Origin of the sequence: Halomicrococcus gelatinilyticus (genome assembly GCA_024227995.1) — an archaeon.
In the GTDB taxonomy this organism is placed as follows: Archaea; Halobacteriota; Halobacteria; order Halobacteriales; family Haladaptataceae; genus Halomicrococcus; species Halomicrococcus gelatinilyticus.
Genome location: CP100465.1, coordinates 554,484 through 567,720, shown reverse-complemented (window position 1 = coordinate 567,720; position 13,237 = coordinate 554,484). Strand labels below are relative to the sequence as shown.

At 68.4% G+C, this 13,237-nt stretch carries 14 protein-coding genes; 6 read left to right on the top strand and 8 right to left on the bottom strand.

The features are described from left to right. Window positions 1–33: 33 nt before the first annotated feature. Window positions 34–960 carry a DMT family transporter gene (locus tag NKT36_RS03065; RefSeq protein WP_327052481.1) on the bottom strand — a complete coding sequence of 309 codons (927 nt, stop codon included), beginning with the start codon at window positions 958–960 and terminating at the stop codon, window positions 34–36. 312 nt (window positions 961–1,272) lie between these two features. Between NKT36_RS03065 and NKT36_RS03060 the strand changes: the two genes are divergently transcribed. Together NKT36_RS03060 and NKT36_RS03055 are read left to right on the top strand one after the other, a co-directional pair. Next, complete coding sequence (locus tag NKT36_RS03060; RefSeq protein ID WP_327052480.1) at window positions 1,273–1,758, top strand: Lrp/AsnC family transcriptional regulator; 486 nt, start codon at window positions 1,273–1,275, stop codon at window positions 1,756–1,758. A 41-nt stretch (window positions 1,759–1,799) separates the two neighbouring features. After that, a complete protein-coding gene (locus NKT36_RS03055) occupies window positions 1,800–2,372 on the top strand; it encodes an MBL fold metallo-hydrolase (RefSeq protein ID WP_327052479.1) in 573 nt (190 codons plus the stop codon). A gap of 30 nt (window positions 2,373–2,402) precedes the next feature. Here NKT36_RS03055 and NKT36_RS03050 read toward each other — a convergent pair whose 3' ends face one another. Beyond that, window positions 2,403–3,197, bottom strand: a complete 795-nt coding sequence (locus NKT36_RS03050) for an ATPase (RefSeq protein ID WP_327052478.1) — start codon at window positions 3,195–3,197, stop codon at window positions 2,403–2,405. Next, a complete protein-coding gene (locus NKT36_RS03045) occupies window positions 3,194–3,460 on the bottom strand; it encodes a DUF5827 family protein (RefSeq protein ID WP_327052477.1) in 267 nt (88 codons plus the stop codon). The genes NKT36_RS03050 and NKT36_RS03045 overlap by 4 nt, the downstream gene beginning before the upstream one ends. Window positions 3,461–3,561: 101 nt before the next feature. On the opposite strand from NKT36_RS03045, the gene NKT36_RS03040 reads away from it, so the two are divergent. Next, a complete protein-coding gene (locus NKT36_RS03040; RefSeq protein ID WP_327052476.1) occupies window positions 3,562–3,957 on the top strand; it encodes a DUF2267 domain-containing protein in 396 nt (131 codons plus the stop codon). A gap of 127 nt (window positions 3,958–4,084) precedes the next feature. Here the strand turns inward: NKT36_RS03040 and NKT36_RS03035 are convergent, their stop codons facing one another. The 5 genes from NKT36_RS03035 to NKT36_RS03015 all read right to left on the bottom strand — a co-directional run bounded on the left by NKT36_RS03035 (window position 4,085) and on the right by NKT36_RS03015 (window position 9,771). Beyond that, a complete protein-coding gene (locus NKT36_RS03035) occupies window positions 4,085–4,456 on the bottom strand; it encodes a hypothetical protein (protein ID WP_327052475.1) in 372 nt (123 codons plus the stop codon). Beyond that, entirely contained in the window at window positions 4,453–6,126 is a 1,674-nt protein-coding gene (locus NKT36_RS03030) for an FAD-dependent monooxygenase (protein WP_327052474.1), read from the bottom strand. Before NKT36_RS03030 ends, NKT36_RS03035 begins: the two co-directional genes overlap by 4 nt. After that, the gene (locus NKT36_RS03025) at window positions 6,119–7,618 is read right to left on the bottom strand and encodes an electron transfer flavoprotein subunit alpha/FixB family protein (RefSeq protein WP_327052473.1); all 1,500 of its coding nucleotides are present in this window, start codon (window positions 7,616–7,618) and stop codon (window positions 6,119–6,121) included. Before NKT36_RS03025 ends, NKT36_RS03030 begins: the two co-directional genes overlap by 8 nt. 2 nt (window positions 7,619–7,620) lie before the next feature. After that, window positions 7,621–8,469, bottom strand: coding sequence for an electron transfer flavoprotein subunit beta/FixA family protein (locus NKT36_RS03020; RefSeq protein WP_327052472.1), 849 nt, complete (start codon window positions 8,467–8,469; stop codon window positions 7,621–7,623). Window positions 8,470–8,646: 177 nt separating this feature from the next. Next, window positions 8,647–9,771 carry a polymer-forming cytoskeletal protein gene (locus NKT36_RS03015; protein WP_327052471.1) on the bottom strand — a complete coding sequence of 375 codons (1,125 nt, stop codon included), beginning with the start codon at window positions 9,769–9,771 and terminating at the stop codon, window positions 8,647–8,649. A 193-nt stretch (window positions 9,772–9,964) separates the two neighbouring features. Between NKT36_RS03015 and cyaB the strand changes: the two genes are divergently transcribed. From cyaB to thiI, 3 genes are all read left to right on the top strand, one after another. Next, complete coding sequence (gene cyaB, locus NKT36_RS03010) at window positions 9,965–10,531, top strand: class IV adenylate cyclase (RefSeq protein ID WP_327052470.1); 567 nt, start codon at window positions 9,965–9,967, stop codon at window positions 10,529–10,531. 59 nt (window positions 10,532–10,590) lie between these two features. Continuing rightward, window positions 10,591–11,838, top strand: coding sequence for a methionine adenosyltransferase (locus NKT36_RS03005; protein ID WP_327052469.1), 1,248 nt, complete (start codon window positions 10,591–10,593; stop codon window positions 11,836–11,838). A gap of 73 nt (window positions 11,839–11,911) precedes the next feature. Further along, entirely contained in the window at window positions 11,912–13,081 is a 1,170-nt protein-coding gene (gene thiI / locus NKT36_RS03000; protein WP_327052468.1) for a tRNA uracil 4-sulfurtransferase ThiI, read from the top strand. Window positions 13,082–13,237: the final 156 nt, after the last annotated feature.

Here is a 13,237-nt window from a genome sequence, read left to right as displayed (position 1 = left end):
AGGAGAGGGACCGGACGCAGGTGAGCGTTCGGGTTAGCGACCGCGCGTGCGCCAGGACGCGGAGCCGGCGGTCAGCGAGCCCGAGACGGACCGGACCACGTCCTCGAGAGCGCGGCGCTTCAGCAGGGCGAACCCGACGAAGATGGCGGCGAAGCCGGCGACCGTCGTGCCGTCGACGAGTTCGCCGAGCAGCATCCAGCTGACCAGCGTCGCGACGACGGGTTCGAGGTAGCCGACGAGGTTGAGTTCGGTCGGCCCGAGGCGGTCGAGCAGCTGGAAGTACAGCAGGAAGGCGATCGCGCCGGAGAAGACGACGAGGTAAACCAGCGAGGTGATGGCTGTCGGCGTCCAGTCGATGGCGGCCGCCGACTCCCCGCGCATCGCGCTGACGACGTGGAGCAGTCCGGCTCCGAACACCATCGCCCAGCCCTGCAGCGTGGGGGCGGGCAGTTCGGACTGGATGGGCTGGGTGAGCACCGACCCGAGGGCGAAGCTCACCGTCGAGAGGAAGACGAGTCCCATGGCTATTCCGTTCGTCGACACGAGGTTCGCGGGGTCGGGATTGGCGACCACACCGACGCCGACGAAGCCGAAGACGAACCCGAGCGCGCCGACGGGCGTGACCTGCTGGTCGGTGAAGAGGGTGCTGGCGAACATCGCCGTCAGCACGGGCGCGAGGCTGACGATGACCGCGGCGAGCGCGCCCGGGACGTGCTGCTCGCCGAGGTAGAGGAACGCGTGGTGACCGAAGATGACGAACGCGCCGACGATGCCGACCGCCAGCCAGTCCTGTCGGTCGGTCGGCCGCCAGCGGTCGGTCCTGATGATTGCGTACCCGAGGACCAGCAGCCCGGCGACGTCGTAGCGGATAGCTGCGAACAGTATCGGCGGGAAGTAGTGCAGTCCCTCCGCGATGGAGACGAACGAGGTCCCCCAGAACGTGGCAACAAGAACGAACATTACTCCCGTGTGTGAGAGATACCTTCCAGCTTTTCTCGTAATCATAGATTTCTATCCAACCCTCTGCACTGGAGCCTGTTAAATTCTACTACAACAGTTCGGTGCCAATCCGTACACGAAACGAGAAAACCTGTGATTGTCGTTCTCAATCCGGGACAATCCCATGTAGTGGAATGACACTTCATACCGTGGGTCGGCAGCAGGAGGCTGCAGTAGCAGGCTCTCACGGTACGGGTGCGCGGTCGGGTGACGGGAAGGCTGGCATTACGGGAAGGCCGGACATTAATTAGTCCGAGCGACAACGACTCCCCAATGGACGAGCGCGACATCACGCTGCTGAAGGCGATCTCGGACCTCGAGACCGGGAGTCCCGAGAAACTCCACGAGGAGACCGACATTCCGGTCTCGACCATCCACTACCGGCTGAACAACCTCCGGGAGGCGGGGGTCATCGAGAACGACCTGTACGACATCGACCTGGAGTCGTTCGGACTCGGCGTCACCGTCGTCGTCGAGGTGCTGGCGGACTACCAGGGCACCTACGAGGAGTTCGGCGAGAAACTGCTGGCGGTCGAGGGCGTCACGCAGGCGTACTTCACGATGGGGGAGACGGACTTCATCCTCATCGCGCACCTCACCGACCGCGAGATGGTCGAACGACTCATCAGCGACTTCGAGGCCATCGACGAGGTCGAACGCACCTACTCGACGTTCGTCGTCTCGACGCTGCGCGACTCCCACCGCGTGCTCCAGAGCTACAGCCTCGACACGCTCGTCGACGAACTCGCCGAGGAGTAGGGAGCGAAAGGGAGAAACGGGGGCCGGCCCAACCAGCGGACATGATCCGCAACGTCGCCGCCGGAGTGCAGTCGTTCACGAGTAACGCCTTCCTCGTGGACGGCGACCGAACGGTGCTCGTCGACGCCGGGTCGGGGTTCGACGTCGTCGACCGTATCGACGGCGTCGACCTCGACGCGGTCGTCCTCACCCACACGCACGCCGACCACGTCGGCAACCTCGACGACGTCACGTCCGCGTTCGACGTGCAGGCGTGGGGCTTCGACGCCGACCACCCCGGCGTCGACGAGGTCATCCCCGACGAGGGGACGGTCGTCATGGGCGACCACGAGTACACCGCCCTCCACACGCCCGGTCACAAGGACGACCACCTCTGCTTCTACTCGCCCACGGCCAGGGTCCTGTTCGCCGGCGACCTCGTCTTCCAGAACGGCAGTTTCGGCCGCACCGACCTCGAGGAGGGCGACCGCGGTGCGCTCGTCGACAGCATCGACCGCGTGCTCGACGCCGTCGACGACGACCTCGACCAGATGCACACCGGCCACGGTCCGAGCGTGACGACGAACCCGATCCACGACGTGGAACTGGCGTCGAAGGCCGCCCGGATGCGGTGACCGACCGGTCGCGCCACGCCGACACCGGTCCTACGTCGACGCCAGCGCCTCGTAGGCGCGGTCGTACGCCGCCGCGACCGCCGCCGGGTCCGAACGTTCCTCGCTCCGCAACGGGGCCAGCGACTCGACGGCGGCGGGGTCGAGCAGGTCCACCACGTCGCCGACCCGCTCCTCCAGCGTTCCGTCGCGCGGGCTCCCGTCGGCCACCTCGCAGGCCTTCGCGAACCGCTCCCCGTCGTAGGTCCGGACCCGGCACGGTTCGACGACCGCGACGGCGTCGAAGTCGACGTCCTGGATGGGGCGCGCGATGTCGCTGTACGACTCGACGACGGCGCGGTCGGCCGACCGGATGCGTTCGGCGAGCGCGCGGAAGTGAGGCAGGTACCGTCGCTCCGTCTGCTCGTTGAGCTCCGAAAGCGTCTCGACGCGGACCGCGTCGTCGAGCGGCAGGCGCTCGCGGACGGCGTCGGGAAGCTCGACGGTGTCGTTGACGACGTAGGCGTCGCCGACGCGGTCGACCAGGAACTCGCGGCGCGACTGGCCGAGCATCCCCGTGTCGGGGCCGGGCGACGGCTGCCAGAGGCGATGGACGGGATTCAGTTCCTCCGGCGTCGCGTCGGCGGCGCTGGCGGCCGCGAGACGCGCGGCGTCCTTGCCGTAGAGGCGACCGTCGGCCGCGGCGTCGAGCACGTCGTCGTGGTCGAACCAGTAGTCGTTGCCCGCGCGCGGCTTGAACCCGACGCCGTCGAGCCACTCCAGCAGTCCGACGGTGAACGTCGTCTTGCCGGCGTCCACGCGGTCGCCGCCGGCGACGAGCAGCGTCATGTCTTCAGGCCGTAGTACCCCGGTTCCTCTTCAGACGGCGGTTCCGCGATGACGAGTTCCTCCGAGTTGCGCATGACCCACGGGATGGCCCAGTCGAGTAGTATCTCCTCGTCGGCCACGTCCAGTTCCGCGTCGGGGTCGAGCCCCTGGAGCAGGCGCGCTATCTCGTAGACGGTGTACATCCGGTCCTCGTCGAGCAGCTCCCCCGGCTCGTAGAAGTCGCAGGGGTAGAGCTCATCGAAGGCGTCTTTCGGCTTCGGCATACCAGACTGTAGGAGCGACCGGCGCTAAAACGTCCCGACTCGTGACCGGTCGCCGCTCGATATTTGTGTTCGTCCATCGTGGAGGGAGTGGGGGAAACGACATGGATTACAGCCAGTTCATCGGACAGGTGCAACACCGTCTCGAACTCGGGACGCAGGGGAAGACGGTTCGTGCGATACGCGCAGTGCTGACGACGGTCGGCGAACGGCTCCAGGCGGGTGAGGCACAGGACCTCGCGGGGCCGCTCCCGATGGAGATCGACTGGTACCTCGAGAGCGCCGACTCCGGCCAGCGTTTCGACTTCGACGAGTTCGTCGACCGCGTCGGCGACCGCGCGAGCGCCGACGACCAGGACGCGCTGTTCTACGCGCAGGCCATCGTGAGCCTCGTCGCCGAACTCGTGCCGGAGGGCGAGCTACAGCAGGTCCGCGACCAGCTCCCGGCGGACTACGACCCGCTGTGGGACCTCGTGGGCGAGAAAGAGGCCTTCGAGTGACGGCGGGTGAACGGTACGAGGTGACGCGTGCGACGGGGTGACGCCGGCGTGCGATGGAGTGACGCCGCGGTGAGACGCGCACGACGGGAGCGGGGCGACGGTCGGCCGAGCCGTCACCGGCCTGCCGTCACGCCTGCTCCCGTCGCCGTGGGACGTGGGTGAGAAGCTGTGCGACGTCGGTGACGTCGTGGGTCGCCACGACGAGCTCCGCGACCTCTCGCACCGTGAACTCCGCGTCGATCTCCTCGCCGTAGCAGCGCGCGTACAGTTCGAGCCAGTCGTTGAGCGCGCGCTCGAGCAGCGACAGTTCGACGTCGTCGAAGGCGGCGAACTCGCCGGTCCGCCCCTCGACGTACACGGCGACGACCTCGCCGACGCCCGAGCGGAGGTACGACAGCGCCTCCGCTTCGGCCGGCGGGTCCGCGGGCGGCTCGAACGCCTCGCGGTCCTCGCGGGACCGCTCGGCGAGGTCGGCGATGCGGTCGCGGTACTCGCTCATCCTTCGCGGAACTCCACCCCCTTGCCGCCGCGCGGGTGCTCCCACTCGGTGTCGGCGACGATGGCGCAGGTGCCACACTCCACGCAGGGCTGGGTGTCGAGGCTGACGCGCGTCTCGGTGCCGCCGTTCGTCGCGACCGTCTCCGCGCGGTAACAGCCGCCGCCGAAGTCCTCGGCGCTGACCGGGCAGGCCGTGACGGCCGCGCCGCTGGCCTCGTAGGAGTCGTCGCGAAGTTCGATGTGGGGGTTGCCCACGTCGGTGTCGTAGGTCAGGTCGCCGATGCGGTCGGCGAGGCTCTTGGGTTCGACCTCGTTCTCGTCGGTGACGCGCGTGCCGAGTTCCTCCGCGATGACCGTCGGCAGCGTGACGTACGGCGTCCGCGTGTCGGGGATCATCGACGAGAGGAACGGGGTGCTGTACAGGCGTTCGAGCTGGCTGGCGACCGGGCGGCTCCGCAGCACCGCCCGCCCCAGTCCGGAGGTGAGGACGCTCTCGATGGCGTCTGTGACGCGTTCGTTCTCGCCGAGCGCGCTGGCCACCCTGTACTGGGGCGGGCGGAGCTTCCGCATCACGCCCTCCTCTTCCAGCTTCTTCGCGTACCGCCGGCCGGCCGACTCCGGCTCGCTGCGCATCCGCGCCTCAGCGAACGCCTCGCCGGCGAGCGCGCCCGCGGAGACGGCGTGGTTCATCCCCTTGATGATGGGGCCCTGGGCCTGCATCTGGCCGGCGGCGTCGCCGACGACCGCGAGGCGGCCCCGGTGGGGAGCGGGGTGGGCCGCCTTCTTCGAGTCGGGGACGAGCTTCGCCGAGTACTCCACCTCGTCGTAGTGGCCGTTCAGCCACTGCGCGAGCAGCGGATGGGTGAGCAGGTGGTCGAGCAGTTCGTGCGGTTCGGCCTCCTCCGCGACGATGCTGTCGAGGTGGAAGACGGTGCCGATGGACAGCGAGTGCTCGTTCGTGTAGAGGAACCCGCCGCCGCGGACGCCCTCGAACAGGTCGCCGGAGAACAGGTGTGCCGCGCCCGACTCCGGACCGACGTCGAACCGCTCGTCGATGACGTCCTCGGGCACGTCGATGACGGCCTTGACGCCCTGGAACCACTCGTCGGGTTCGTCCCAGTCCATCAGGCCGGCGTCGCGCGCGAGTTCGCTGTTGACGCCGTCCGCGGCGACGACGAAGTCCGCCCGGATGGGGTCGAGTTCGTCGCAGGTGACGCCGACTATCTTGCCGTTCTCCCGGAGCAGGCCGTTCACCCGGACGCCGGTGAGCAGGCCGCCGCCCGTCTCGCTCGTCACCTCGTGGACCCGCTCCTCCAGCCAGGAGTCCATCTCTCGGCGGAGGACGGCGTCCGACCACTCCGTGTCGTGCTCGTGGAGGTCGGTGATGTCGAACGTCTTCACCGTCTCTCCGGCGACGTTGTGGATCAGGTAGTCGGTGATGGGCCGCTCGGTCGCCTCCTCGCGGAAGTCGGGGAACAGCCCGTCGATGGTGTACGGCGCCGACTCCTCGGCGTAGATGAGCCCGCCCGACACGTTCTTCGACCCGGCCTCGACGCCGCGTTCGAGGACGAGCGTCTCCACGCCGTTCTGTGCTAACGTCGCGGCTGCGGCGGCTCCGGCTGGCCCGGCGCCGACCACGACCGCCTCGTAGTGTTCGTGTTCCTCAGTCATCGTCCTCAGCCGTGATCGCGTCCAGTTCGCCCGCCTCGACCGCCGCGGTCAGTCGGGGAAGCACGTCGAAGAGGTCGCCCTCGACGAAGTAGTCCGAGAAGTCGACGATGTCGGCGTCGGTGTCGGTGTTGACGGCGACGATGGTGTCGGCCTCGTCCATGCCGACCTTGTGCTGGATGGCGCCGCTGATGCCGGCCGCGACGTAGAGGTCGGGTTCGACGATCTGGCCCGTCTCGCCGATCTGGCGCTCCTCGGTGACGTAGCTCTCGACGTGCCCCTCGACGTCGTAGGAGGCGGTGACGACGCCCCGGGAGAGCCCGAGCGTCGCGTCGTCGAACGCATCCACCAGGTCGAGCGCGAGTTCGATGCCCGCCGTCGGGTCGTCGCCGATGCCGCGGCCGACGGCGACGACCACCTCGTGGCCCGTCAGGTCCACGCCCGTGTCGAGGGTGTCCCACTCGGGGACGTCGACCCGGAACCAGTCGTCGGGGAGTTCGAGGTCGTGCTCGACGACCAGTCCCTCGCGCTCGAAGTCGGGGTCCATCGGCTCGAAGCTCCCCGGGATGACCGAACAGCCCTGCGGGTGGAACTCCCGGTCGGGGTTGTCGAGACAGAGGATGGTGGAGTACTCGAACCCCGAGAAGTCCGGGCGTTTCATGTGTAGCACGCGCTCGAACTCCACCTTCTCGCCCGGTTCGCCCGTCTTCACGGGGTTGGAGATGAGCTCCTCCTCGATGAACAGCCCCGAGCAGTCGCTGGCGAGCCCGGAGTCGAGTTCGCCCTGCACCTGCGCGGAGAGGTCGCGGCCGTTGTTCGTCGCCGGGAACAGGAAGTAGCGCGGCTTGTCGTAGTCGCGCCAGTCGTGCTGGTCCTCGCCGGCCGGTTCGCCCGGCGGCGACCCGCCGCGGGCCACGTCCGCGACGATCTCGGTGTACGGCTTGTGGCGGAACCGCTCCAGGCGGTCGTCGTCGTGGTAGAGCGCCACGTCCGCGCCGTAGGCGACGGCCTCCTCGGCGAGCCCCTCGACGTCCGACCCGATGACGATGGCGACGACGCGCTCGCCGCCGCCGTACTCGGCCTCGTAGTCGTCCATCAGTTCCCGCGCCTTGCCGAGCATCTCCTTCGAGACGTCGAGCAGTTCGCCGCCCTGCGTCTCGCAGTAGACGTACATATCGCGGTAGACGCCGTTCTCGAGCGCCCGGACGTGCTTCTTGTCCGCCGTCGGTCGGTCGAGGCCCTCGTCCTCCGTTTCTTCGTCGTCCTCTGCGCCCGCTTCCGCCTCCTCGTCAGCCGCCTCGTCACTCTCCTCGTCGCCCTCCGTCTCGGCGTCGAGTTCGTCGATGCGAGCCTGGATGGCCTCCTTCGCGGTCGTGCGGTCCTCGCCCTCCTCCTCTGCGGAAAGCAGGTCGTCGAGTGCGCCGGGGTCCTCGACCGTCTTGACCTCCGCCTCCAGTTCCTCGACGGTCCGTTCGCCGGGGTCGATGTCGGCCACGGTCAGTCACCCCCGGCGAACTGCTGCATCGTCTCGACGACGTCGCCCATGGCGGCCTCGTCGTCGGGGTCGACCATGGTCGCGTCGCGCTCTGCGGGTGCCTTCGGGATGGGGTCGACCGAGGAGACGATGGTCGGCGAGCCGTCCAGTCCGATGTAGTCCGGGTCGAGGTTCAGGTCCTCGTGGTCCCACGTCGTCATGTACTCTTCGTGCTCCTCGGCGCGCTCTTCGGTCTCGGCCTTCAGCCGCTTGCGCTTGAGGCGGTGTTCGGCCGTCCGGTAGGACGGTTCGAACTCCGGGTCGGTGACGATGAAGGCCGGCAGGGGTGCCTCGACCGTCTCGATCTCGTCGACGTCGCCCTCGACGAGGCGCTTCGCGCGGACGCGCCGTTCGTCCTCGTCTATCTCCATGGCGATGACGTGCGTGATGATGGGTCGGTCGAGACACCACGCTGCCTGCGGCCCGGTCTGGCCGGTCTCCCCGTCTGCGGTCTTGAAGCCGGCGAAGATGAGGTCCGGGTCGCCCAGCTTCTCGATGCCGGCCGAGAGCGTGATGGCGGTCGCCCACGTGTCCGCCGCCGCCATCTCCCGGTCCGAGAGGAGATAGCAGTCGTCGGCGTACACCGACATCGCCTCCCGGAGCACGTCGCCGTACCCGGGCGGCCCCATGCTCATCGCGCTGACCGTCCCGCCGTGCTTGACCTTCGCCTGCAGCGCCGCGTCGAGCGCGAACTCGTCGTTCGGGTTCATCACCGTCGGCGTCTTCCCGCGCTCGAGGTGGCCGTCCTCGTCGAACGACACCTGTCCCTCCCGGAAGTCCGGGACGCCCTTCGTCAACACGACGGAGTGCATCGATACCACGTCCCATGTATGTGTTTCTGTTTCATGCGCCACTGAGTATCATGGCTGGCAACGTTTATTATAGTGTCGGGAAATCAACAGAGTCTCGACATACTGCGGCCGTTCTGGCGTCCGACCGGCAGCCGTCGCTCCCGGACTGGCTCGTCGAAGAAGGGTCAGCGTCCCGAACTATGCGCCGGAGGTCGTTCCCGGGCCGTCCCTGCGCTTGCGCTCCGTCCTGACCGACTCGCTCGACGCGTCCGCCGTCGGCTCTGTCCGCTCGCCGTCACCGGTCGCGTCGTCCTCGCGCTCACCGGCGTCCGCCCCGTCGTCGGCCGACTGTCCGTCCGCGTCCGGGGTTGGCTCGTCCGGTCCATCCGATGGTGACCCGTCGACCGCTGCGTCGTCGGCCGGTGCGTCCTCGTCGTCGGCAGTGGCATCTTCGTCGGCGTCATCGGCCTCCTCGTCGGTCGGTCTGCGCGTCTCCGCCCGGACCATCGTCATCTCGCCGCTGGCGCGCATCGTCCCGTCGGCGGTCGCGTCCTCGTGGAACCGGAGGTCGTCGCAGGAGACGTCGCCGAGTACTTCGGCGTCCGCCTCCAGGACGACCGTCCCGTTCCGGGTGGTGACGTCGCCGTGGATGCGCGTTCCCTCGCCGACGACGATGTCACCGCGCGCGCGGAGGCTCCCGAACACCTCGTTGTTCGCTCCGACGTCGATCTCCTCGGCGCGGACGTTGCCGTGCAGGCGGCAGTCGTCGCCGATGGTGGCCGGCGTCGAGACCCGCCAGGCGTCGTCGCTGACGTGGGCGTTCCGGGGGACGATAGCCGGGTCGGCCTCGCTCCCGTCGAGCATCTCGTCGACGAGACTGCGGGCGGCCTCTTCCTCGCCGATGCGCAGCAGCTGGGAGAGGTAGACGAACAGGAAGACGATGGTCGGCATCGGGTTCCGGATGACGATCCAGCCGTTGGCCTCGAACCCCTCGTCGATCTCGACGTCGTCGCCGATGTCGAGGTCGCCGCTGACCATCAGCCGTCCCGAGACGTGGACGCGCTCGCCGAGGTACGCGTCCTGGCCGACGAGCACGTCGCCGTCCACGTCGGACCAGAGGTCGAGCCGACAGTCCTCTTCGGCCTCGATGTGCCCGCCGAACGTAACCCGCTCGCCCGCGATGACGTTGTTGCCTCGCACGCCGAACTCGACGGTGCTCTGGGCACCGACGATGACGTCGCTGTCGGTGACCAGGTCGTGCTCTTCGACGGTGGTCCCGTCGGGGATCGACAGTTCGTCAAGTGGGTCGGAGCGGAGCGACACGACAGTATATCTTCGAGCCGCGCGTAATAAAGCTCCCGAGAGCGTCAGACGCCCGTCTGACGATTTCGCGGGGTGCGGTCTCACCGTCGCCGGTGACCGTCGGACCGTTCCTCGTCGCACCGGAGCCGGAACCAACGACCTGCGACCGTCGAATCGCGGAGGGCTTTTTGCTCCCCCACCCGTGCGCTCGGACATGTACGAGGTCGAGGTGAAGGTACGCGCCGACCACGACGCCGTCCGGGAGCGACTCGACGGACTGGACGCCCGCCACGTGGCGACTGTCGTCCAGGAAGACACGTACTTCGACGCCCCGCACCGCGAGTTCGCCGACACCGACGAGGCGCTTCGGTTGCGCGAGGAGCACCGGGAGACCGGGGACGGCGAGAGCGACACCGTCACCGAGCAGGTGGTGACGTACAAGGGCCCGCTGGTCGAGGCCGAATCGAAGACGCGCCGCGAGGTCGAGACCGCCGTCGCGGACGCCGACGCCGCTCACGGCGTCTTCGAGGCGCTCGGGTTCGACCCCGCGGCGACCGTCCGGAAGGAACGCGAGTACTACGAACTGGACGGGTACACCGTGACCCTCGACACCGTCGACGGACTCGGCGAGTTCGTCGAGGTCGAAATCGAGGCCGCAGAAGAGGGGGTCGAGGAGGCCCGTGAGGGAGCGTACGCCGTCCTCCGGGACCTGGGTCTCGACCCGGCCGACCAGATCCGGACCTCCTACCTGGGGCTGTGCCTCGATGATGCGGGCAAGTAATAACGAGGCCGAAAACCGTTTCCGCAAGTTATAGATTCCGCCGCCGTAAAGGTGCGACAATGACCGATCGGAACATCCAGGTAGAGCCCATCCAGCGACGGGCAGTCGAAGACCAGGAGATCGAGATCGTCGAGCGGAAAGGTATCGGTCACCCCGACTCCATCAGCGACGGCATCGCCGAGAGCGTCTCCCGCGCGCTCTCGCAGGCCTACCTCGACCGCGTCGGGAAGGTCCTCCACTACAACACGGACGAGACGCAGCTCGTCGCCGGGAGCGCGAACCCCGCGTTCGGGGGCGGCGAGATGATCGAACCCATCTACGTCCTCATCGTCGGCCGCGCGACCAAGGAGTACGAGGGGACGAAGATCCCCGCCGAGACCATCGCGCTCGACGCCGCCCGTAGCTATCTCAACGAGAACGTCCCCGAACTCGACGTCGGCAGCGACGTCATCATCGACGTGAAGCTCGGCGAGGGCAGCGGCGACCTCCAGGAGGTCTTCGGCGGTGACGGCGGACCGACGTCCGCAAGCGACGACCAGCGGGCGACCGCCGGCGTCCCGATGTCCAACGACACGAGCTTCGGCGTCGGCCACGCGCCGCTCACCGAGACCGAGCAGATCGTCCTGAACGCCGAGCGCCGCCTCAACACCGAGTTCGCGGCCGACAACCCCGCGCTCGGTCCGGACGTGAAGATCATGGGCAAGCGCGAGCGCGACAGCATCGACGTGACCGTCGCCGCCGCGATGGTCGACCGGTACGTCGACGACCGCGCGGAGTACGACGCCATCGTCGAGGACGTCCGCGCGTACGTCCGCGACGTCGCCGAGGAGTACACCGACCGCGACGTCACCGTCCACGTCAACACCGCCGACACCGAGGGTCCCGCCGAGGAGAACATCTACCTCACGACGACCGGGACGAGCGCCGAGATGGGCGACGACGGCTCCGTCGGTCGCGGTAACCGCGCCAACGGCCTCATCACCCCGAACCGCTCCATGTCGATGGAGGCGACCTCCGGCAAGAACCCCGTCAACCACATCGGGAAGATCTACAACCTGCTCAGCACCGAGATCGCCGAGACCGTCGTCGCCGAGGTCGACGGCATCCGCGACCTGCGCATCCGCCTGCTCAGCCAGATCGGCCGCCCCATCGACCGCCCCCACGTCGCCGACGCCGAGGTCGTCACCGAGGACGGCGTCGCCATCGACGACATCCGCGACGACGTCGTCGCCATCGTCGACGAGGAACTGGCGAACGTGACGTCCATCACCGAGCGGGCCATCGAGGGCGACGTCACGACGTTCTGACCGGCCGACGCGGTCGATTCGTTCCTTTTCTCGAACCGAAGGCCGTTTATTCGAACCCTCACTACCTTCCGTCGTGCATCCCCCTGGAGCCGACACCGTCCTCGTCAGGCACGGGGACGTGGGAATCAAGAGCGGGAAGGTGCAGTCGGAGATGGAGCGACGGCTCCGGGACAACCTCGCGGCGGCGCTCGACGCGCGCGGCGTCGACGCCGAGGTCGAACGCCGGTGGTCGCGCCTGCTCGTCCACGCCGACGAGGAGACCGTCGACGCGGCGACGGACGCGGCGGCCGACACCTTCGGCGTCCGGTCGGCCAGCCCCGCGGTGGTCGTCACTCCCGAACTCGACGCCGTCCGGACCGCGCTCGCCGACGCCGCCAGCAAACTAGACGTCGGCGGGACGTTCGCCGTGCGCGCTCGCCGCGCGGACAAGGACCTCCCGTTCACGAGCGAGGACGTCGAGCGACAGGGCGGCGAGGCCGTCTGGAACGTCGTCGACGAACCCGCGGTGGACCTCGACGACCCCGACCTGACGTTCCACGTCGAGGTCCGCGAGTCCGATGCGTTCGTCTTCGTCGAGAAGCGGGACGGCCCCGGCGGCCTCCCGCTCGGCAGCCAGTCGACGGTGGTCGCGCTCGTCAGCGGCGGCATCGACTCGCCCGTCGCGACGTGGGAGATGATGAAACGCGGGTCGCCGGTCGTCCCCGTCTATCTCGACCTGGGCGACTACGGCGGGGCCGACCACGAGGCCCGCGCGATGGAGACGGTCCGGACGCTCGCCGCGTTCGCTCCCAACTTCGACATGCGCGTCTGGAAGGTGCCGACGGGCGACGTGATGGACCTGCTCGTCGAGGAGGTCGGCGCGGCGCGGATGCTCGCGTACCGACGGTTCATGTTCCGCGTCGCCGAACACGTCGCCCGCGAGGTCGACGCCTCGGGCATCGTCACCGGCGAGGCCGTCGGCCAGAAGTCCAGCCAGACCGCGAGCAACCTCGGGGTGACGAGCCAGGCGACCGATCTCCCGATCCACCGGCCGCTGCTGACGATGGACAAGACGGCTATCGTCGACCGCGCCCGCGAGATCGGCACGTTCACCGACTCGACCATCCCGGCGGGCTGCAACCGCATCGCGCCCGACTTCCCGGAGACGAACGCGACGCTGGAGATCGTCGAGAACGCCGAACCGGACGACCTCTTCGAGCGCGCGGCGGCCGCGATCGCCGACGCCGAGGTCGTCTCGCCATAGCCGGGGAGTGTTCAGATAAGTAGTTGGGAGAGGGGGAGACTGTCAGAAAGCCCTCGACCGGCTTGACTCCCGCGGCTCGCTGCGCTCCTCGCCGCCTGCGGCGACTGCGGTGCTTACTTCGCCGGGGTTCGCCGGACGACTCGCTGTGCTCGTCGT